The organism is Gordonia otitidis NBRC 100426 (genome assembly GCF_000248075.1).
Classification (GTDB): Bacteria; Actinomycetota; Actinomycetes; order Mycobacteriales; family Mycobacteriaceae; genus Gordonia; species Gordonia otitidis.
The window spans coordinates 1-21389 of sequence record NZ_BAFB01000033.1 but is presented as its reverse complement, the minus strand read 5'-3'; the positions used below and the strand labels follow the sequence as shown (position 1 = coordinate 21389).

Below are 21389 nucleotides of genomic sequence, written 5' to 3'. Positions count from 1 at the left end.
CGGGTGAACGGTGCTTTGTTCACCCTTTGGTCGGGCGGCGCTGCGGACGCAGGGTCGTCACGCCGTCGGCCAGGCGTCGCGCAGTGATCAGAAACGCCGTGTGTCCTTGCATTTTGTGCTCCGGGCGCACGGCGAGTCCCACCGCGCTCCAGTCACGCACCAGCGATTCCCACGCATGCGGTTCGGTCCAGCACTCCTGTTCGCGGAGCGCTTCCACGACACGGGACAACTGAGTGACCGTTGCCACATAAACCGTCAAAACCCCGCCTGGTTTCAACACCGATCGAACGACATCGAGGGGCTCCCACGGTGCGAGCATGTCGAGAATGACGCGATCGAATCGCTCGGTCCGGTCGACGTCGGCGAGGTCTGCGACTATCAACGACCAGTTGGCGGGGGCCCCGCCGAAGAACGTGTCGACGTTGCGTCTGGCGTAGTCGGCGTGATCCTCACGGATCTCATACGACACGACCTCACCGTCGGATCCGACGGCACGCAACAGCGAACACGTCAGTGCGCCGGAGCCCGCGCCGGCCTCGAGAACCCGTGCGCCCGGGAAGATGTCGCCCTCGGTGACGATCTGGGCGGAGTCCTTGGGGTAGATGACCTGCGCACCTCGCGGCATCGACAGGACGAAGTCGACGAGCAGTGGTCGCAGCGCCAGATACTCGGTGCCGCTGGTCGCCGAGACGATGCTTCCCTCCGGTGACCCGATGAGGTCGTCGTGTTCGATGGCGCCGCGATGGGTGTGAAACTGCTTGCCCGCTTCGAGATTGACCGTGAACTTGCGACCCTTGGCATCGGTGAGCTGGACCCGATCGCCTTCGACGAACACGCCACTCGACGCCATTGTGTGTTTCCTCTCGAGACTGATGTGACGCATGTGACCGATGAGAATTTTTCGAGATCAGCCTGCGCATGTCGGGCAACAGTTGTGTCACTGCCGCGACTTACCCTGCCAAATGTGAGCACGACTGCGTACCCCGGGTCCACCACCGACACCATCGACGCCACGGCCCGTCCGGCCGACGCCGCCACGGCAGCGGCAAACACATCGGCAGCCGTCACGTCAGCGGCAGAGACGTCGGGGGCAGAGACGTCGGCAGCAGAGACGGTAGCGCCCGGCACTGCGCCGTCAGGCACGGCTACGGGTGCACGGGGGCTCGTCGGGCGACCCCTCGCGTTGTCGCCGTCGAGGGCAGCCGATTTCAAGCAGTGTCCGCTGCTCTACCGGTACCGGGCGATCGACCGGTTTCCCGAGACCCCGACCCAGGCGCAGACGCGCGGCACGGTGGTGCACGCGGCACTCGAGAATCTCTTCGAGTTACCCGCCGCACTACGCACCCGCGAATCGGCGGAGTTTCTCGTCGAGGGCGCCTGGGCTGCGATGTGCGAGGCCGACCCGTCACTTGCTGCTCTTCTCGACGGCGAGGAGGAGAAGTTCCTGAGCAAGGCGTTCGCACTGATCGGCAACTACTACCGGTTGGAGAATCCGACCGCGTTCACTCCCGAGGCCGTCGAGGAGCACGTGGAGATCGAATCGGACGACGTCCTGATGCGCGGCTTCATCGACCGCATCGACGTCGCCCCGACCGGCGAGATCCGCATCGTCGATTACAAGACCGGCAGGGCGCCGAGTGAGGGCTTCGAGGCCAAGGCACTGTTCCAGATGAAGTTCTATGCGCTGGCGGTGCTCCGCATCCGGGGTGTTGTGCCGCATCGTCTGCAGCTCATGTATCTCTCCGACGGGCAGGTGCTGAGCTATACCCCTGACCGCGACGAACTAGAGCGTTTCGGTCGCACACTCTCCGCCATCTGGCGCGCGATACGGGAGGCGGTGGCCTCCGGCGATTTCCGCCCTCGGCGGTCCGGCCTCTGTCGGATGTGCGAACACAAGACCCGCTGCCCGGAGTTCGGCGGCGAGATCCCGGTCTACCCAGGTCCCCCGCCCGGCTTCGCGGCCTGATCGGACCGCACAGGACCCGACACTCGAGGCAGCTACGCGGCAGCCGCCGTCGCGGTCCCCGCAGGTGCCGTCCCCATCGCGTCGCCACTGCCTTCGGCGTGACTGCCTGCGTCGCCACTGTCCGCGGCGTGGCGCCCCTGCCCGGTTACCCGGTGCCTGCCGCCGGTGGAGGCGTCGTCGGACTCCGACTGATCGGGCGAGGACTCCTGCACAGGTGGCGCGGTCTCCGCAGGCGGCTGTGGGGTCTTCGGATCAGACGCGGTCGTTGTCGTCGAGGGTGCGGGCGCGGTGTCCGGCGCGGCCTCGGGTGCGCGGTGGCGACCGGTGGACGGCGTCGGAGTCGACGCATCGACACCGTCGGCGTGCTGCTCTGGGACCTGCGACGTTGTGTTCGATGCAATCGCGGGCGAAGCGGGCTGGCTGGTGGTGTCGGCGACCTTGTCCGGTATCGCACGAGACTGCGCAGTCAGGGGCGGGGTCGAGGGCGTCGACTCAGTGGCCTGTGGTTCGACGACGCCGACGGCCGCGTTGTCCACACCGGGCGCCTGCAGCGGGTAGAACGCGTTGTTCACCTCGTCCCACCGCTCCACGTCGTCGGCGTCGAAAGGGATCCCGAGACGGCTGTTGACGAGCACCGCGAGAGCTGTCAGCGGATGCTGTTTCGGCGTGTAGACGAGGTAGGTGGTGTTTCCGTCTCTGCTGCGCAGGATTGTCGGCTCCTGGCTGTAGTCGATGAGGTTGCCGTAGTTCTGTTCGCCGAGGCCGGAATGGATGGTGATGAATCCGGCTGCGTCGACCAGCAACGAACTCACCGGTCGATACCACACCCATTGGAAGTTGGCGACGGGATCGCCGACCACGATCACCGACGTGACAGGCAGTTCGCCGGTGGCCCCGGGGTCGCGGGCACCGTTGGACTCGGCGCCGAACAGCCCCATCAGTCCGCCGATCGCGGGATGATCGGCCGCCCAGGCCTTGAGACCCCACGGGCTACGCGGATCCGAGATCAGCATGATGTGCGACCGGTCCGCGTCGACCGCGGTTCCGTCCCCGTTGCCCGCAACCGCCTGCTCTGCAGCGTTGCCCAGTGCCTCGGCACCCTGCGAGTAGCCGGTGTAGACCACGAAGGGGTTCTCACCCTGCTGCGTCGCGAACGCTCTCATCGCCGTCATGTTCTTCGCGACGGCGACGTCACGCGACTTGTCATACGTCGGCGCGAGGAACGGCAGGGCGGCGCCCGAGCGCCCGGCGATGAACGGCCCGATCGCCTCGGGATAGTCGATGATGTAGGTCGGCCGATCACCGGTGCGGAAGTCTCTGATGCGCGGGTAGAGCGTTCCATCGTCGGTTCCTGGTGTGACGACGATGAGGAGATCGCCGGCATGTGGCCCGATCGTTCCGCTCAGCCAGTCCTGGCCGGTGCCGTCGTCGGGCTCCGTGGGACGGAAGACACCGGCGGCAGCGAGTCCGTCCACGGTGTGCTGGGTTTCGACAGCCGACGGAGTGCCGGCGTGCGCGGATGTCGACGAGAGTGCGAGGGGCACCACCGTTCCCATGCAGAGGGCGCACCCGACGGCTGCACTGCCGACGGACTTCCGGAATCGAGACACGTTCACCTCACAAGACGTGGCCGCCTCGGACGAGACGGCCTCGAAGATCGCGTTCGACGTCGACTTTGCGATGCTAACGCTGGTCATTGTCGACGTGAACAGGATCATTCTGGACGTTTGATCAGGTACAAGCCCACAGAAACGCTTCGGATTGATCCGAACGGAGTAGCCAAACCGTTCGTTCGTACGACATAGAACCTGTCGCGGCTCCCGGCCACGACGTGAACTATGGTCAGCCCGTGGAGACCTGCTACTACGAACGAGTCGACGACATTCCGATCACCGATGACGACGCCGACGATTTCGAGTACTTCTCACCGACGGATGCGACGCTGAGCGTGTGGGCCTCCGACATTCAGCACGGTGGACCACCCGCGGGACTGCTGATGCGTGGCATGCTGCGCTGCGCGCCGGATCCCGGGCAGCAGTTCACTCGAGTGACCACCGAGATACTCGGACCCATCGGGCTGGGTCTGAACCGGGTCCGCGCCAGGACCGTTCGACCCGGGCGGCAGATTGCACTGATCGAGGCCGATCTCGAGGTCAGGCAACCCGACGGAACGTATCGACTCGCCGCACAGAGCGTCGGGTGGCGGATGCGTACGACGGATTCGACGACGATCACCCGCGCCCCGAGAGAGCCGTTGCCCTCTCCGGACTCGCTTCCCGTCGTCCGCGGTGTCACCGCCGACAGTGACCTCGGGGTCGACTGGGGCACGCTCGGATTCATCGGGACGACCGAGACCGCGACGACGCCGGGACTACACGGTTCCACCCCGGCCGTCTGGATTCGGCCCGCCCTCGACCTGGTCGAGGGTGAGACCATGTCGAACCTGGAATCCATCTTCACAGTCCTCGACGTCGCCAACGGCCTTGGCACGACTCTGCGGCCCGACGAGTGGACATGGATGAACACCGACACCACCGCGCACCTCGTTGGTCAGCCCACGACGTCGTGGCTGGGTATCGACGCGGACATGGCCTCGGGTAGGCACGGCTACGGGGCGACCTTCGCCGACCTCTACGACGTCAGCGGTTTCCTGGGGCGCTCAGCGCAGACCGTTCTCCTCGGCCCCCGCTGATCATCGGGCACGCAACCTGTCGCCGCGAGGTTCGAGGACTCGAAGGCGGATCAGAAGCGGCAGGAACGGATGTCGGAGGCGAGGATCGCCCGGGCACCCAGCTCGGACAGTTCGTCCATGAGGTTCTGGTGGTCGCGGCGGGGAACCATGGCTCGTACCGCCGCCCACTCCGGATCCGCCATGGGTGCCACCGTCGGCGATTCCAGTCCGGGGGTGATCGCGGTTGCCTGATCCAGCAGTGATCGCGGGCAGTCGTAGTCGATCATCACGTACTGCTGTCCGAAAACCACGCCCTGCACCCGCTTGATGAACTGGGTCGCCTTCTTGTCGGGATCGACGCCCGCGCGGCTGATCAGGACCCCTTCGGAGTCGCAGAGGGATTCGCCGAAAGCCTCGAGATCGTGCTGTCGCAATGTGCGTCCGGAGCCGACGACGTCGGCGATCGCATCGGCGACGCCGAGCTGGATCGAGATCTCCACGGCACCGTCGAGTCGGATGATCTCGGCTGTCATCCCGCGCGATGCGAGGTCCTCGCGCACGAGGTTCGGATACGACGTCGCGATCCGTTTGCCTGCGAGGTCGGCGACGGTCCACTTCTGTCCGGCCGGTGCCGCGTAGCGGAACGTCGACGATCCGAAGCCCATCGCGAGTTCCTCGTCGACCTGGGCGCCGGAGTCGCGGGCCAGGTCGCGACCGGTGATACCGAGATCGAGTGTTCCTGCGCCGACGTAGATCGCGACGTCCTTCGGTCGCAGGAAGAAGAACTCGACGTCGTTGGCGATGTCGAGGACGGTGAGATCCTTCGAGTCGGATCGTTTGCGGTAGCCGGCCTCGGCCAGAACGGCGGCCGCGGACTCGGACAGGGCGCCTTTGTTGGGGACTGCGACACGCAGCATGGTCACTCCGTAGATGTGTTGGTGAGAGATGTCTGTGGGCGGGATCGTCGGGCCGCGACCGATGCGGTCACGGCCTACAGATGGCGGTAGACATCCTCGAGTGACAGGCCCCGTTTGATCATCATCACCTGCAGCCAGTAGAGAAGCTGCGAGATCTCCTCGCCGAGCGATTCGTCGGATTCGTACTCGGCGGCCAACCACACCTCGCCGGCCTCTTCGATGATCTTCTTGCCCAATGTGTGGACGCCGGCGTCGAGCGCTGCGACGGTGCCACTGCCTGCGGGACGTGTGGCCGCTTTGTCGGTCAACTCCGCGAACAACTCATCGAAGGTCTTCACGGGTGTCCATCCTCCCATGTGTCGCCGGACGTTCGTGTCACGGGACCGCGCAACGGCCTATTCCCCTATTCCGAGATCACCGAGTGTCAGGCCGTCGAGGCTGTCCCGGAACTGACGACGACGGCCCAGCGGAACGTCGGCGGCCGATGGCACGACGATCGCCGTGCAGCCCGCCGCGGTGGCCGACTGGGTGCCCGTGGGTGAATCCTCCACGGCGACACACCTACTCGCGTCGACGCCGAGCAGTCGTGCGGCGCGCAGATACGGGTCGGGTGCCGGTTTGCCGTGTTCGACCTCGTCGCCGCACACGGTGACCGCGAAGAAGTGCCGCCCGATGGTGTCGAGCGCCTGGTCGGTGAGCTCGCGAACGGTGTTGGTGACCAGCGCCATCGGGATACCCGCGTCGGCGATCGTGGTCAACGCCTCCTGCGCACCCGGTCGCCAGGGCAGGTCGTCGGCGAACAGTTCGGCGACGCGGTCGAGCAACCACCGCTCGTCGGCGGCGTAGTCGCGTGCGTCGAGCGGGACACCGGAGGCGTCGAAGACCTTGGTCAGCGCGTCGGTCATCGAGTTGCCGAGTGTCGACTCCCTCAGTTCCGGGGTCATCGCGTACCCGTGCCGGTCCGAGAGTTCGGCGACGGCCACATCCCACAGCTTCTCGGAATCGAGCAGGGTGCCGTCCATATCCCAGAGGACCGCAGCAGGCAAAACGGGTTGGCTCGTCACATGGGCATCATTCCCGACCGCGCCTGCCGAGTGCGAATCCGGGTGAGGCGGCTCACTCCCCCGCACGCACCCGCGGCCCACTGGCGCGCGAGGCGCCCCGACACGGTCGGCGGAGTCGGTGGGAGTGACCATCGAGGGTCAGTGCGCGCGATTGCCGGGCCGAACACCGACGACGCGCACAGCCGTGTAGATCAGGCCCATGACGGCTCCAGCCATGAAGGATGCGTACACGGTCAGTGCGGCATCGCCGCGTCCCGAGGTGTAGCCGTCGGCTCCCCGACCGCCGTGGCCGCCCGGGCCACCGCTCGGCGCGCCCGCGTCATCTTGTCGTCCCCCGAACCCGTGCTGTCCGCCGAACCCCATGCCCCGACCCTGGTCGCCGGTGAGCGACGAGTGGTAGACACCGATGGCCGACGCCTGGATCAGCACCGGAATCGCGACGAACCACAGCGGTAGGAAGAACGCGGCAACGACGCTGAGGATCTCGACGGTGAAGAAATAGCGGTCGTGCATGGCGGGTAGCAGGAAGGGCACGATCGCTGCGCTCGCCGTCGCCACCACGAGAATCGACGTGGGGGTGACGGAAGGCTTCCGCCACACCGACCACACAAGGAACCCGACCACCACCAGTGCTGCCAGTCCGACACCGAGGTGAGCCAGCCACGTGGCATCGCCGGAGATCGGAATGAGCTGATAGAGATTAGCCGCACCGAGCGTGAGTTGCTTGTAGGAGCCCGCCTGATTCAGATACACCGACAACGCCGTGGACCACGATGCTCCGGCGAGTACCGCGGGCACGTCGAGCAGCAGATACACGACGGGGACAGCGAGCAACGAAGACCACGGAAGTCGACGACGGATCAGCAACCACAGCAGTACCGGGAACACAAACACCGCCTGGAGCTTGAACCCGAGTGCGAGTCCGAAGCAGGCGCACGCGAAGACAAAGTTCCACACATAGGCACGATGGCCTGGCTCGCCGCGCCGGGCCCCGCCGGACTGCGCTCGGAGCAGGAAGTAGATCCCGGCCACCACGCATGCGGTGTAGATGGCGTCGGCCTGACCCCACCAGGCGCTGTTCATGATCACCGACGGCAGGAGAAACACGATGCCGAAGGCCAACGCGCGCAACGAGAATCGGTCGGTGCGGAGAGCAACGATCCGGTATGCGAGCGCCGCCAGCACGACGTCGAAGGTGATCGAGAGCGCCTTGATGCCGATCAGGGATGGCACATGAAGGATCGTGAGGCCCCAGATCAGATACAGATACGGATAGTTGTAGTCGGCGAACTGCTCACGAAAGGCTCCGAATCCTCGCTGGTCGAGGGTGTCGTACCACCGGCTCAGAAAGTTCGGATAGTCCATTGTCTGACGGTCGAGGAAGTACCACCGCACGCCGAGACCAACGATGAACACGAGCGTGAGGATCGCCCACCGCGCCCATCGCGGCGTCGGGCGGCGGGTACCTCGCGAATGCTCGACATCGAGGGCGGTGTCCGGGACTGAGCGGTCTGGGCCTGCAGGAGTGAGAGTCAACGACACGACGACAACGATGCTCGGCGAACCTGGGAAGCCGGTGGGAGCGCGCTGTCGGATTCGGCCGAGATGACCATGCCGTAGTCGTACCGGGCCGCGATGTCGCTTCTTCCCGGTCGGATGTGGCGCGTGATCGCGGGACCCGGGGGCTCACGAGGCCGTAGTGTCGAGGGCGGCACACCGAGTAGACCAGGAGGAACCATGTCGAAGGTCTTCGTCTTCGGTCACCGTAACCCCGACACCGATGCCATCGCCTCGGCCATCACGATGGCGCATCTCGAACGCTCACTCGATTCCGCGCTCGACATCGAAGCGGTGGCGCTCGGCTCACCGGGGGCCGAAACCCGTCACGCACTGGACCGTTTCGGTGTGGTGGCGCCGCGCGTGATCGAGCGCGCGCGGCCCGACGTGGATGAGGTCATCCTCGTCGACCACAACGAACGCCAGCAGAGCGTGGCAGACATCGACGACGTCACCATCACCAAGGTCGTCGATCACCACCGGATCGCCAATTTCGAGACCGCAGCGCCCCTGTGGTTTCGGGCTGAACCCGTCGGCTGCACCTGCACCATCCTGTCCCGCATGTTCGGCGAGAACTCTTTGCAGCCGCCCCCGGACATCGCCGGGTTGATGGTGTCGGCGATCATCTCCGACACGCTGCTGCTGCACTCGCCCACCACCACCGACCTCGACCGCCGCGCGGCCACAGCACTCGCCGACCGCGCAGGGATCGATCTCGACACCTACGGCACCGAGCTGCTGCGCGCGGGCTCCGACGTCGGGGACGCGTCGGCAGCCGAACTCATCGACCGCGATGCGAAGAGTTACACCATGGGGTCGACGACCGTCCGTGTGGCACAGATCAACACCGTCGACGTCGACGCCCTGCTCGCCCGCCGCGACGAGTTCCTCGCCGCGATGAACACCGAAGCGCAGCACGAGGGATACGACCTGTTCCTCCTGCTCCTCACCGACGTGCTGAAGGTCGACTCCGACCTGCTCGTCGTCGGCGCACCCGTAGACGCCGTGGAGAAGGCGCTCGGCGTGACGGTTCACGACGGCCACGCCAAAGCGCCCGGGATCGTGTCCAGGAAGAAGCAGATCGTCCCGCAGCTGACCGAGGTACTGCGCGCCACGTAGCGCCGATGGTCAGCCTGAGCGCACTCACACGTTGAAGTACTTCGCCTCCGGGTGATGCAGCACGAACGCGTCTGTCGACTGCTCGGGATGCAACTGCAACTCCTCCGACAGTTCGACCCCGATCCGCTCCGGCTCGAGCAGTTCCATCATCGTCGCGCGGTCCTCGAGATTCGGGCAGGCGCCGTAACCGAACGAGAAACGCGCTCCGCGGTATTCGAGGTCGAAGAAGCCCTGCGCGGCGTCGGGGTCCTCGGTACCCAGTGACCGGTCGCCCACCATCAGTTCGCTGCGCACCCGCTGGTGCCAGTATTCGGCCAGCGCCTCGGTCAGCTGCACGCCGATTCCGTGTACCTCGAGGTAGTCGCGGTAGGCGTCGTCGGCGAAGAGCTTGTTGGCGAAGTCGGCGATCGGCTGTCCCATCGTGACGAGCTGGAACGGCAGGACGTCGACCTGTCCTGTGGTGATCGCGTCCTCACGCGAGCGGATGAAGTCGGCGATGCACAGGAACTTCGGCCGCTGCTGACGAGGAAACGAAAAGCTGTGCCGGACAGGCACATCCGGACGCGGCTCGGTCAATACATGTACGGTGTCGCCCTCGCTGACGGCCGGGAAGTACCCGTAGACGACGGCGGCGTGCTGGAGGATCCCCTCCGTCGAGAGCCTGTCGATCCAGTACCGCAGCCTGGGCCGGCCTTCGGTCTCGACGAGTTCCTCGTACGACGGCCCGTTGCCGCCGCGCGCGCCACGCAATCCCCACTGACCGAGGAAGAGTGCACGCTCGTCGAGCAGCTGGCGGTAGTCGGCGACCGGCACGCCCTTGATGATGCGCGTCCCCCAGAACGGCGGGGTCGGGACATCGTTGTCGGCGGCCACGTCGGAGCGTGCGGGTATCTCAACGGGCGTCTCGGCGGCCTTGCGTTTGGCGGCGATGCGCTTCGAGCGTTCGTGGCGTGCCTTGCGTTCGGCGGCCTTCTGGGCGGCTGCAATCGAGTCGGCGCTCTCCGGCACCGATCCCCCGCCGCGTTTGAGCGCCATGATGTCATCCATCAACCGCAGACCCTCGAAGGCGTCTCGCGCATAGTGCACGTCGCCCTCGTAGGTGTCCGAGAGATCGTTCTCGACGTAGGAGCGCGTCAGAGCCGCTCCGCCGAGCAGCACCGGATAGTTGTCGGCGAGTCCTCGGGCGTTGATCTCCTCGAGGTTCTCCTTCATCACGACCGTCGACTTCACGAGTAGACCGGACATGCCGATCACATCGGCGCGCTTGTCCTCGGCCACTTCGAGGATTGTCGAGATCGGTTGCTTGATACCGATGTTGACGACCTCGTACCCGTTGTTGCTCAGGATGATGTCGACGAGATTCTTGCCGATGTCGTGGACGTCGCCCTTCACGGTCGCGAGCACGATACGACCCTTGCCGTCCTCGCCCGTTGCCTCCATGTGTGGTTCGAGATGCGCGACAGCGGTTTTCATCACCTCTGCGGATTGCAGCACGAACGGCAACTGCATCTGGCCGGAACCGAAGAGCTCGCCGACGGTCTTCATGCCCGACAGCAGGGTCTCGTTGATGATCTCCAGTGGCGGCTTCTGCGTCATCGCCTCGTCGAGGTCGGCCTCGAGCCCATTGCGTTCACCGTCGACGATGCGCCGCTCGAGCCGCTCGAACAGTGGTAGCTTCGCCAGCTCGGCTGCACGCGACTCGCGCGCCGACGCCGCCGAGACGCCTTCGAACAGCTCCATGAGCTTCTGGAGCGGATCGTATCCCGGGTCGTCCTCCCCGTTCGTCCCGCGCGGTCGTCGGCGGTCGTAGACGAGGTCGAGTGCAACCTCACGCTGTTCCTCCGGGATGCGCGCCATCGGCAGGATCTTCGACGCATGGACGATCGCGGTATCAAGACCTGCCTGAACACACTCGTGCAGGAACACCGAGTTGAGCACCTGGCGCGCAGCGGGATTGAGGCCGAAGGAGATGTTGGAGATACCGAGGGTGAAGTGCACGTCCGGGTGGGACTCGTGCAGACGACGGATCGCCTCGATGGTCTCGATCCCGTCCTTGCGGACTTCTTCCTGGCCTGTCGAGATCGGGAAGGTCAACGTGTCGAGGATGATGTCCTCTTCGGAGAGTCCCCAGTTGCCGGTGATGTCGGCGATGAGGCGTTCCGCCACACGGACCTTCCAGTCGGCGGTACGCGCCTGACCTTCCTCGTCGATGGTCAGCGCGACCACCGCGGCCCCGTGTTCGACGACGAGTCGCATGATGCGCGCGAACCGCGAGTCGGGTCCATCGCCGTCCTCGTAGTTCACCGAGTTGACCGCGCAGCGACCACCGAGGGTCTCCAGACCTGCCCGGATCACCTCCGGTTCGGTCGAGTCGAGCATGATCGGCAGCGTCGACGACGTCGCGAAGCGACTGGCGAGTGCGGTCATGTCGGCAGAACCGTCCCGACCGACGTAGTCGACGTTCAGGTCGAGCATGTGCGCGCCGTCGCGGGTCTGGTCCTTGGCGATGTCGAGGCAGCGCTGGTAGTCCTCGGCGATCATCGCCTCCCGGAACGCCTTGGATCCATTGGAGTTGGTCCGCTCACCGATGACCAGGAAGCTGGCATCCTGATCGAACGGCACAGCCGTGTACAGCGACGACGTCTCGGATTCGTGTTGCGGCGTCCGCCTGGCCTTCGTCACCTCGGAGACCGCGGCGGCGACCTCGCGGATGTGATCGGGCGTCGTACCGCAACATCCGCCGACGAACGACAGGCCGAACTCGCCGACGAAGGTCGCCAACGACTCCGCGAGCTCGTGTGGCTGCAGCGGGTAGACGGCGCCGTTGGGACCTAGTTCCGGCAGACCGGCATTGGGCATGACCGACACGGGAATACGGGCATGACGCGACAGATACCGCAGATGCTCGCTCATCTCCGCGGGACCGGTAGCGCAGTTGAGGCCGATCATGTCGACACCGAGTGGTTCGATCGCGGTCAGTGCTGCGCCGATCTCGGAGCCGAGCAGCATGGTGCCCGTCGTCTCGACGGTGACGTGCGAGATGATCGGGATGCGACGACCGAGCTCAGCCATCGCGCGCTTCGCAGCCACGACCGCGGCCTTGACCTGCAGCAGATCCTGCGACGTCTCCACGAGTATCGCGTCGGCTCCGCCGTCGAGCATGCCTGCGACACATTCGAAGTAGGCGTCGCGGATGACGTCGAACGTGGTGTGGCGCAGACTCGGCAGCTTGGTACCGGGACCGATGGAACCGAGTACATAGCGCCCGGTCCCGTCGCTCGACGGACCCATCTCGTCGGCGACGCCGCGGGCGATGGACGTGCCCTTGAACGAGAGCTCGCGAATGCGGTCGGCGATGTCGTAGTCGCCGAGGTTCGAGAGATTGCACCCGAACGTGTTGGTCTCGACCGCGTCGGCTCCGGCCTCGAAGTACGCGCGGTGGATGTCTGCGAGCACATCGGGGCGCGTGTCGTTGAGGATCTCGTTGCAGCCCTCGAGGTTGTTGAAATCGTCGAGCGTGAGATCCGCGGCCTGCAACATGGTGCCCATGGCCCCGTCGCCGATGAGTACGCGACGCGACATGTCCGTGAGGAACGTCGTGTCGAAGTCGCTGTCGGTGCGGGTGGGGTCGGACATGGTTCTCAGCGTAGTTCGCTCTCTGTTGTGGTCAGGTCGTAGGCTGGTTCGGTGAACGCAGAGCAGTTGTCGAACCTTCCCCGGTTGCGCCGGCCGATCCTGCTGGCTGCCTTCGAGGGCTGGAACGACGCAGGAGATGCGGCCAGCAGTGCTGTCGAGCACCTCGCGCTGACCTGGGATGCACGCCCCCTTGTCGACATCGACGCCGACGACTACTACGACTTCCAGGTCAATCGGCCCACGGTGAAGCAGATCGACGGTGTGACCCGTCGCATCGACTGGCCGACGACGTCGATCTCCTACTGCAGCCCTGAGGGCGCTGACCGTGACATCGTACTCGTGCGCGGCATCGAACCCAACATGCGCTGGCGCGCCTTCTGCGCGGAGATCGTCGACCTCGCGCACGAGCTCGGTGTGGAGACCACGGTGATGCTCGGTGCTCTGCTCGCCGACACCCCCCACACCCGACCCGTGCCGGTCACCGGCAGTGCGTACAGCAGCGACGCGGCGGAGAGATACAACCTGGCCGAGAGCCGCTACGAGGGACCGACCGGGATCACCGGCGTGCTGCAGGATCTGTTCGTGCAGGCCGGACTCCCCGCGGTCTCGTTCTGGGCCGCGGTGCCCCACTACGTCTCGACTCCGCCGAATCCGAAGGCGACGGTCGCTCTGTTGAACAGGGTCGAAGAGGTCCTCGACATCGAGGTTCCGCTCGGCACATTGCCGGAGCAGGCCGAGGAGTGGGAGCAGGCGGTCACCGAGATGACCGAGGACGACGAGGAGATCGCCGAGTACGTTCGCGGTCTCGAGGAGCGCGGCGACGCCGAACTCGACACGGACGAGGCGATGGCGAAGATCGACGGCGACGCGCTGGCCGCCGAGTTCGAGCGCTACCTCAAGCGACGTCGGCCGGGACCCTTCGGGGCCTGACCCACTGCCGTCAGTCGATCCGTTCGATGGAGACGACCGGGGTCGTGATGCGCCAGGTGCGCACGTCGGGATCGTCGGCGGCTCGTACCCAGAACTGGGCGGACTCACCCACCCGGCACGACTTCACGCCCAGCAACGGGATGTCCTCGGAGTCGCGCCGTAATCTGCTGACCGCCCACTCCTCGCTGTCGGTGCCACCCACTCCGGGAGCTCGCAGCAGAGTCATGTCGTTGAAGTCGAGCAGATACGTCGAGGTCCGGGTGATCACGGTGTACACGCCGGATTCGGTGCTGGGTCGGATCTCCTGAACGCGGGCCACCCGGAGAACTCTACTAAGCGTCGCCGCGGGTGTTCGAATCGAGTCGGATCATCGTGTCCGGTCGCGTAATTCGACGCCGAGCAGCGCCGTGACGGCATCGTCGATGGCGCCGGGAGCCGACGTCGACGAGCCGATCCCCTGTTCGACATCCCGACACCATCCGTCGACCGCCGCGAGTGCCTTCGGTGTATCGAGGTCGTCGGCGAGATGCTCACGCACACGAGCGATGACCGGTGCGGCGTCGGGTCCGGTCTCGGCCGACGTGGCCGCCTGCCAGCGACCCAGACGGGCTCGTCCCTCGTCGAGAACCGCGTCGCTCCACATGCGGTCGGCGCGATAGTGCTCGGCGAGCAACGCCAACCGGATGGCGGCCGGGTTCTCGCCGGCGCGACGTAGGACCGACACGAACACCAGGTTCCCCCGACTCTTCGACATCTTCTCGCCGTAGAGTCCGACCATGCCGGTGTGCACATAGTGGCGCGCGAAGCGTCGCTCACCGGTGTACGCCTCACCATGCGCCGCAGAGAATTCGTGGTGCGGGAAGATCAGGTCGTTTCCGCCGCCCTGGATGTCGAACTCGATGCCGAGACGGTTGAGGGCGATAGCCGAGCATTCGACGTGCCAGCCGGGACGTCCCGGTCCGAACGGCGACTCCCACGACGGCTCGTCCGGACGCTTGGCCCGCCACAGCACCGGATCGAGTCGATCACGCTTGCCCGGCCGGTCCGGGTCGCCGCCCCGTTCGGCGAAAAACCGCTCCATCGTCTCCCGGTCGTAGCCCGACTCGTAGCCGAACTGTTCGGTGGCGTCGGCGCGGAAGTAGACGTCGGGGAACTCCTGGTCGTCGACGACGTACGCCGCACCCGATGCCAGCAGCTTGCCCACCATCTCGACGACCTCGTCGACCGACTCCATCGCTCCGATGTAGTCACGCGGTGGTAGGACGCGCAGTGCGGTCATGTCGTCGCGGAAGAGCTGGATCTGCTCCGAGCCGAGTGCACGCCAGTCGACACCGTCGCGTGCGGCACGCTCGAAGAGCGGGTCGTCGACGTCGGTGATGTTCTGTACGTAGTGCACGTCGTGGCCCTGATCGCGCAACACCCGATTGACGACATCGAAGGTGAGGTAGGTGGCCGCGTGACCCAGATGTGTTGCGTCATAAGGCGTGATGCCGCAGACGTACATGGTCGCGATCTTGCCGGGCGAGACAGGTCGCACGGCGCGGCTCGAGGTGTCGTAGAGGCGGAGTGCAGGTCCGGATCCCTCGACGGTGGGCACAGCCGGTTCAGGCCACGATTGCATGTCTCCCACTGTATTGGCCCGTATGGATGCCAACCGAACAGGGGTTGCGCGCCGTCAGAACGGGGGCCACGGGATGGGACGGTGAGGTGGCGGAAGCGGCAGCCGCCCCGACTCCGCCAGGATGATGGCTCGTAGCTCGAGTGCGTCGATCTCGTCGTCGGTGATGTGATCCGCGAGCGCCTGCCGCAACTGCGAATCGTCGGACTCCAACGCCTCGGCCAGCCCGACTATGTCGGCGATCAGATGACCGGGCACCGGTTCGCCGGCCCATCCCCACAGCACGGTGCGCAGCTTGTCGTCGGAGTGCAGGCAGATACCGTGGTCGACTCCGTATACGTTGCCGTCGAGTCCTTCGAGAACGTGCCCGCCCTTGCGGTCGGCGTTGTTGAGGATGACGTCGAGCACCGCCATGCGCAGCAGGCGTGGATCGTCGGCGTGCACGAGGACCACCTGGTCGCCCACGGGGTCGAGTGCCCGCAGGATGCGCCGATAGTTCTCGGGCACGGCATCGGGAGGGCAGAGGTCGACGAGGTCGATCCGAGCCACGGGAAGGTCTCCCGGGTCGGGATCGGGCGTGTCGATCCACCGCTGGACCATTCCGGGTCCGAGCGGGCCGTCACGCATGACCGTGGTGGGGATCGTGTGCCACCCGAGCGCCTCGGACACCAGGTACGCGGCCACCTCGCGGCCCGCCAGGGTGCCGTCCGGGAAATCCCAGAGTGGCACCTCTCCACGGATCGGCTTGTACACGCACCGCACCTCGGTGTCGCCGAGCGTCGCGTCGCACACGAGCGTCGCGTTGCTCGCCGTCGGGATGCGTCCCACGATCACCAGGTCGCCGTCGCGAATGACCTCGTCGGACGCGGCGCCGCTCCCCTCGGGCACCTCAGCGGCTTCCCCCGCCGACATACCCGTCAGTCCCGTCCCGGTCCGTCGGGTTCCGGTCCGTCGTCGGTATCGGGTCCCTCTCCCTCGGCGTCGGAGTCGTAGAGGCCGCTGTCGTCCCCGAGCGACAGATCGCGGAACACCTCGGGGTCGACGAATTCGATCGACTTGCTCAGTTCCGCGTCACGCTTGTAACCGTTCGTGCGAACACAGAGGTGGCCTGCGGGATCGAGCGGTTCAGCGCACAGGGGGCATGGCGGCCTGCCTGCGGAAATGACGCGTGACGAGTGCGCAGCGAACTCGCGTGCGGCCTCGGTGGTGAGGAACACGCGGACCGCGTCGGGACCTTCGTCGGTGTCGTCGAGGACGACGCTCTCGTCGAATTCACCCTCGGTGATCGCGAGCAACTCGACGACGACGGCCTCGGATTCCGCGTCCCATCCGAGCCCCATCGTTCCGACGCGGAACTCGGCGTCGACGGGCATCACCAGCGGGCTGAGGTCGCCGACACGGTCCGACGGCGGCGGAATCGGGGTGCCGAAACGGCGGTGTATCTCCTCGAGGAGAGCACCGATTCGGTCGGCGAGGATCTGCACCTGCTGCTTTTCGAGGAGAACGCTGATGATGCGGGCCTCGTGGACTGCCTGGAGGTAGAACGTCCGGTCGCCCGGTTGCCCGACGGTACCGGCGACAAACCGGTCCGGGCTGCGGAACACATGGATCGCTCGAGACATCACACCTCCTTTTCTCGTGTGTTCATTATCCGCGCCCGACCGGAGCCTGCGCAGAAGTTGCTGGTCTCGGCACGTTGCCGTCGACGGTCGCGGTCGGATTCGGCGGTGGTGGCCGTCGCCGACACGCCCTCTACGGGCGGGTTGTCAGAGGCGGGGGTACCCGGTGTGGCCGGTGTGGCGGCTGTCGGATCGTCGACTCCCCTGTCGCCGCCTACGGTCGCGTCATCGTCGCTCTTCTTCGGCGGGGGCGCGGGTATGGAGATCACCGCGGTGTTGTTGACGGTCTGGACGTACGGACGAGTGGCGCCGTAGCGGACGATGCTGATCGACGCGGGCTCGATGACGATTCGTTGGAAGGTGTCGAGGTGGGCACCCATCGCATCGGAGATGATCGACTTGATCACGTCGCCGTGCGAGCAGGCCACCCACACCCCGGATCCGTCCGGCCCGCCGAGTTCTCGGTCGAGTCTGCGAATCGCGGCCACCGCGCGGGCCTGCACCTGCGACAGACCCTCCCCGTCGGGAAAGACCGCGGCGGAGGGGTGCTGTTGCACGACCTTCCACAGCGGTTCGGAAAGCAGGTCTTTGATCGATCGGTTGGTCCAACTGCCGTAGTCGACCTCTGCGAGATCGTCGACGATCACCTCGGGGACCTGACGGCCGGTCTGCTCGGCGATGGCGGCGAGCAACGGTGCGACCGTTTCGCCGCACCGCTGCAACGGTGAGCGGGCCACCGCGGTGATCTGCGCGGCGGCCGAGCCGAGCCGATGCACCAGTTCCGCCGCCTGTGCGCGTCCCTTGTCGTCGAGGGCGACACCCGGCGTGCGGCCGGCGAGTACGCCCGAGGTATTGGCAACCGACCGGCCATGGCGAACCAGGATCACGGTCATCCCTCAACCATAGGCACTTGCACCCGCCGGGGCACAGCGCAGGTCAGGTCGCGCTGATGACGCCGGCTGACAGCAGCGCGATCACGACGAGTCCGAGGGCAACGCGGTAGACGCCGAACCAGTTCAGCGAGTGACCGCTGACGAAACGCAACAACCACGCGATGGAGATGTAGCCGACGACGAAGGAGATCAGCGTGGCCACCGCCAGTTGCGCTCCGGTCGCCTCCATGCCGTCGCCCGAGGGGTGAAAGGCGTCGGGGAGACTGAAAAGTCCCGAGGCGAGCACGGCAGGGATCGCGAGCAGGAACGAGAAACGGAACGCGGCTTCGCGCTCCAGCCCGAGGAACAGGCCTGCGCTGGCCGTGGCGCCCGAGCGTGACACGCCGGGCACGAGTGCCAGGCACTGGGCCAGGCCCATGACCAGCCCGTCGCGCAGCGTGAGCTGCTCGATCGAGCGCGACTGTGTCGCGACGCGTTCGGCGAGCCAGAACACCCCCGAGAACACGATCAACACGATCGCGGTCACCCACAGGTTGCGTGCCGCGGTGCGGATCTCGTCCTTCAGCAAGAAGCCGATGATGCCGATCGGGATGGTCGCGAAGATCACGTACCAACCGATCCGGTAATCCAGGTTGCGTTCGTGTTCGTTGAACAACCCCCGGAACCATGCGGTGATGATCCTGGCTATGTCCTTGGCGAAGAACACCAGCACCGCCGCCTCGGTCCCGAGCTGGATCACCGCCGTGAACGACGCTCCCGCGTCGCCACCGAACATCAACTCCGATGCGATGCGCAGGTGCGCCGACGACGAGATGGGAAGGAACTCGGTGAGGCCCTGGATGACACCCAGCACGATCGATTGGGCCCAGGTCATGGTCTCGGTCACGGGCGACGATGCTACCGCCCCGTCCGGCCGTGGGCTGGCGACGATGCTCCGTGCAGCACGACCGCGTGTCGCCGAGGGACTGTGATGTGATGAACGACGACGCCGACCTCTCGGCGGACGTCGGATGTCCGTCCCGCAAGATGGTCACATGCGCTCACCCCGGCTCTCCGAGAACACGACCGATGGTCGCCGCCACCCGGTGACGCTCGGTGTCATCGTCGTCGCGCTGGCCACGACGATGTCGCTGGTCGGCTGTGGGTCGTCGAAGGACGACGCGGCACAGAAGGCCGAGACCGTCGCCCCTGCGACCGCCAGTGCGGCGCCCGCCGGCCCCGCCGCCCCGCCGGCGGGATCCGTCGTCCCGACTCCAGCGCGGAGCACAGTCCTCGCGCACTCGGGCAAGTCTCTGGCCGTCCTCGGTGCGGACGGAACGTCGGTGTTGCAGTTGTCGACCGATGCGATCGGCGGCGAATCGACGACGATCCGCACACCCCGGTTGACGAGGATCATCGGGGTGGGCGACGGCGGATTCGTCGGCGCAGGACCCGAGACGTTGGTGCGGATCGGGGCAGACGGCGTCGTCTCCACTTCCCCGACGTCGGTCGCGGAGCCGACAGCGCTGGCCCGGACGCATTCCGGTCAGATCCTCGTCGGTGCCGGCAACGGTCACCTCGTCGTCTTCGGCCAGGATTTCAAGCAGATCCGTGACATCGGCGGGTTCGTGGGCGTCGATGACATCACGGTCTCCCCCGCCGGAGCCGATCTGCCCGGCGAGCAGGTCGTCGTCCTCGACAAGGCGCAATCGTCGGTCACGCCGGTCGACATCTCGAACGGCGAATTCGGCGCTGCGCTGCGCGCGGGCAACGGTGCGACCGAGGCCACCGTCGACCACTACGGACGAATCCTGGTGTCGAACACCCGCGACGACGAGATCATCGGATTCTTCGGATCCCCGCTGGTGATGCGCTTTCGCTATCCCGTGCCCCACGGGCCCTACGCCGTAGACTACGACGACACCCGCAACCTCCTGTGGGTGTCGACGACGGCGAACAACGAGGTGGTGGCGTATGACCTTGCCGGTGGAGAGCCCGTCGAGAAGCATCGCTTCGCGGCTGTCGCCCAGCCCGATGCGCTCGCCGTCGACGACACGACCGGAGCCGTCTACGTCCTGTCGACCAGAGACGGCGGCGTCCAGGTCGTCGAACCGCCGTACACCGGGGGGAATCCTGTGAGCAGTCCGTCTCCGACGGTCGGCGAGGGGGGCCGCTGATGTCAGTGCCCGGTCATCACCGCCTACCCCAGCATCACCGCACCAGTGCCCGCATCGGGGCTCGATACCCACGCGGATGGGAGGTGTCGTCGGAGGACTACGAATCGATGTTGATCAAGCTCCCGCCCGACGTCACCCGGGTCACCGCGTCGATGCGCCTGTCACTCGAGGCAGAGTTCGGTGGTTGGGAACTCTCTCGGGTGCGGCTCTATTCCGATGGAACGCGAAAGGTGTTGCTGCGCCGCAAGAAACCGCCACGCCGGCGCGGAGGCGACCACCTGGCCGACGGGAGTGCGCAGGCGTGCTGACCCGAGTGAATCGAGCGGTGTATCCGCTCGCGCTGAGAGCGATGTTCCTGCTCGACCCGGAACGTATCCACTCCATCATCATGGCGTCGATCCGGGCGGCGACGAGAGTCGGCCTCACCCGAGCGCTGTGCGCACGACTGTTCGTCGATCGTGATCCGGTGTTGCGTCACAAGGTCTTCGGGGTCGATTTCCCGGCGCCCCTCGGTCTCGCGGCAGGCTTCGACAAGTCAGCTGCGGCGGCCGATGCCTGGGGACTACTGGGCTTCGGGTACGCCGAGGTCGGAACGGTGACCGGTCAGCCGCAGCCGGGCAATCCGCCGCCGAGACTGTTCCGGCTACCGGCCGACCATGCGCTGATCAACCGCATGGGCTTCAACAATCCCGGTGCGCGTGCCGCCGCCGACAACCTCGCGGCGTCGCGTGCGCGTGGCATCACGGTCCCGATAGGCGCCAACATCGGCAAGACCAAGGTGGTCCCGCTCGACGGTGCCGTCGAGGACTACCGCACGTCTGCGCGCCTGCTCGGCCCGCACGCCGATTTCGTCGTCGTCAACGTGAGTTCACCCAACACACCCGGTCTGCGAGACCTACAGGCAGTCGACTCGCTGCGGCCCATTCTCTCGGCGGTGCTCGACGAGGTCTCCGTACCCGTGCTCGTCAAGATCGCACCCGACCTGGCCGACGACGACATCGACGCGGTTGCCGACCTGGCGGTCGAGTTGGGACTCGCGGGCATCGTCGCCACGAACACGACGATCTCACGCGAGGGACTACGCACACCCGCCGACGAGGTGGCTGCCATGGGTGCGGGCGGACTGTCCGGCGCTCCGCTGGCAGATCGGTCGCTGGAGGTGCTCCGGCGCTTGTACTCTCGTGTCGGCGGCAAACTGGCTCTGATCAGTGTCGGCGGTATCGAGACGACTGATCAGGCATGG

General features: G+C 66.2%; 20 protein-coding genes. 7 read left to right on the top strand and 13 right to left on the bottom strand.

Annotated elements, in window-relative coordinates:
- Positions 1 to 19 precede the first annotated feature (19 nt).
- The gene (locus GOOTI_RS03465; protein ID WP_007237172.1) at positions 20 to 850 is read right to left on the bottom strand and encodes a tRNA (adenine-N1)-methyltransferase; all 831 of its coding nucleotides are present in this window, start codon (positions 848 to 850) and stop codon (positions 20 to 22) included.
- Positions 851 to 964: 114 nt separating this feature from the next.
- On the opposite strand from GOOTI_RS03465, the gene GOOTI_RS03460 reads away from it, so the two are divergent.
- Entirely contained in the window at positions 965 to 1966 is a 1002-nt protein-coding gene (locus tag GOOTI_RS03460) for a RecB family exonuclease (RefSeq protein ID WP_007237171.1), read from the top strand.
- Between the two features lie 32 nt (positions 1967 to 1998).
- Here the strand turns inward: GOOTI_RS03460 and GOOTI_RS03455 are convergent, their stop codons facing one another.
- Complete coding sequence (locus GOOTI_RS03455; protein WP_373279010.1) at positions 1999 to 3663, bottom strand: alpha/beta hydrolase family protein; 1665 nt, start codon at positions 3661 to 3663, stop codon at positions 1999 to 2001.
- Positions 3664 to 3815: 152 nt separating this feature from the next.
- On the opposite strand from GOOTI_RS03455, the gene GOOTI_RS03450 reads away from it, so the two are divergent.
- Positions 3816 to 4658 carry a thioesterase family protein gene (locus tag GOOTI_RS03450; protein WP_039993281.1) on the top strand — a complete coding sequence of 281 codons (843 nt, stop codon included), beginning with the start codon at positions 3816 to 3818 and terminating at the stop codon, positions 4656 to 4658.
- A gap of 50 nt (positions 4659 to 4708) precedes the next feature.
- On the opposite strand, the gene hisG is transcribed toward GOOTI_RS03450, so the two are convergent.
- The 4 genes from hisG to GOOTI_RS03430 form a co-directional block, all read right to left on the bottom strand.
- Positions 4709 to 5554, bottom strand: coding sequence for an ATP phosphoribosyltransferase (gene hisG, locus GOOTI_RS03445; RefSeq protein WP_007237168.1), 846 nt, complete (start codon positions 5552 to 5554; stop codon positions 4709 to 4711).
- Between the two features lie 74 nt (positions 5555 to 5628).
- A complete protein-coding gene (locus GOOTI_RS03440) occupies positions 5629 to 5892 on the bottom strand; it encodes a phosphoribosyl-ATP diphosphatase (RefSeq protein ID WP_007237167.1) in 264 nt (87 codons plus the stop codon).
- 57 nt (positions 5893 to 5949) lie between these two features.
- Complete coding sequence (locus GOOTI_RS03435; protein ID WP_039993279.1) at positions 5950 to 6618, bottom strand: HAD family hydrolase; 669 nt, start codon at positions 6616 to 6618, stop codon at positions 5950 to 5952.
- Positions 6619 to 6756: 138 nt separating this feature from the next.
- On the bottom strand, positions 6757 to 7983 hold the full coding sequence (locus GOOTI_RS03430) for a putative hexosyltransferase (RefSeq protein ID WP_373279011.1): 1227 nt from the start codon (positions 7981 to 7983) through the stop codon (positions 6757 to 6759).
- Positions 7984 to 8355: 372 nt separating this feature from the next.
- On the opposite strand from GOOTI_RS03430, the gene GOOTI_RS03425 reads away from it, so the two are divergent.
- Complete coding sequence (locus GOOTI_RS03425) at positions 8356 to 9294, top strand: manganese-dependent inorganic pyrophosphatase (protein WP_007237164.1); 939 nt, start codon at positions 8356 to 8358, stop codon at positions 9292 to 9294.
- 24 nt (positions 9295 to 9318) lie between these two features.
- On the opposite strand, the gene metH is transcribed toward GOOTI_RS03425, so the two are convergent.
- Positions 9319 to 12930: a methionine synthase gene (gene metH, locus GOOTI_RS03420; protein ID WP_007237163.1), complete on the bottom strand. Its 3612-nt coding sequence runs from the start codon at positions 12928 to 12930 to the stop codon at positions 9319 to 9321.
- Between the two features lie 51 nt (positions 12931 to 12981).
- Between metH and GOOTI_RS03415 the strand changes: the two genes are divergently transcribed.
- Complete coding sequence (locus GOOTI_RS03415) at positions 12982 to 13860, top strand: PAC2 family protein (protein ID WP_007237162.1); 879 nt, start codon at positions 12982 to 12984, stop codon at positions 13858 to 13860.
- Positions 13861 to 13870: 10 nt separating this feature from the next.
- Here the strand turns inward: GOOTI_RS03415 and GOOTI_RS03410 are convergent, their stop codons facing one another.
- The 6 genes from GOOTI_RS03410 to GOOTI_RS03385 are packed head-to-tail and all read right to left on the bottom strand — an operon-like array spanning position 13871 to position 18876.
- Positions 13871 to 14179 (bottom strand): hypothetical protein, encoded by a 309-nt coding sequence (locus GOOTI_RS03410; protein ID WP_005173561.1) that lies wholly within the window; start codon positions 14177 to 14179, stop codon positions 13871 to 13873.
- Between the two features lie 48 nt (positions 14180 to 14227).
- Complete coding sequence (gene mshC, locus GOOTI_RS03405) at positions 14228 to 15481, bottom strand: cysteine--1-D-myo-inosityl 2-amino-2-deoxy-alpha-D-glucopyranoside ligase (RefSeq protein WP_007237161.1); 1254 nt, start codon at positions 15479 to 15481, stop codon at positions 14228 to 14230.
- A 54-nt stretch (positions 15482 to 15535) separates the two neighbouring features.
- Positions 15536 to 16390, bottom strand: a complete 855-nt coding sequence (locus GOOTI_RS03400) for an SCO1664 family protein (RefSeq protein ID WP_007237160.1) — start codon at positions 16388 to 16390, stop codon at positions 15536 to 15538.
- Between the two features lie 5 nt (positions 16391 to 16395).
- The gene (locus GOOTI_RS03395; protein WP_007237159.1) at positions 16396 to 17100 is read right to left on the bottom strand and encodes a DUF3090 domain-containing protein; all 705 of its coding nucleotides are present in this window, start codon (positions 17098 to 17100) and stop codon (positions 16396 to 16398) included.
- Positions 17100 to 17990 carry an MSMEG_4193 family putative phosphomutase gene (locus GOOTI_RS03390; RefSeq protein WP_007237158.1) on the bottom strand — a complete coding sequence of 297 codons (891 nt, stop codon included), beginning with the start codon at positions 17988 to 17990 and terminating at the stop codon, positions 17100 to 17102. Before GOOTI_RS03390 ends, GOOTI_RS03395 begins: the two co-directional genes overlap by 1 nt.
- Positions 17991 to 18033: 43 nt before the next feature.
- A complete protein-coding gene (locus GOOTI_RS03385; protein WP_007237157.1) occupies positions 18034 to 18876 on the bottom strand; it encodes an undecaprenyl-diphosphate phosphatase in 843 nt (280 codons plus the stop codon).
- A gap of 148 nt (positions 18877 to 19024) precedes the next feature.
- On the opposite strand from GOOTI_RS03385, the gene GOOTI_RS03380 reads away from it, so the two are divergent.
- From GOOTI_RS03380 to GOOTI_RS03370, 3 genes are all read left to right on the top strand, one after another.
- Entirely contained in the window at positions 19025 to 20146 is a 1122-nt protein-coding gene (locus GOOTI_RS03380; RefSeq protein WP_007237156.1) for a YncE family protein, read from the top strand.
- Positions 20146 to 20454 (top strand): DUF5703 family protein, encoded by a 309-nt coding sequence (locus tag GOOTI_RS03375; RefSeq protein WP_007237155.1) that lies wholly within the window; start codon positions 20146 to 20148, stop codon positions 20452 to 20454. The genes GOOTI_RS03380 and GOOTI_RS03375 overlap by 1 nt, the downstream gene beginning before the upstream one ends.
- Positions 20448 to 21389, top strand: a 942-nt coding sequence (locus GOOTI_RS03370) for a quinone-dependent dihydroorotate dehydrogenase (RefSeq protein WP_007237154.1), incomplete at its 3' end; no start/stop codon positions are given. The genes GOOTI_RS03375 and GOOTI_RS03370, both read left to right, overlap by 7 nt.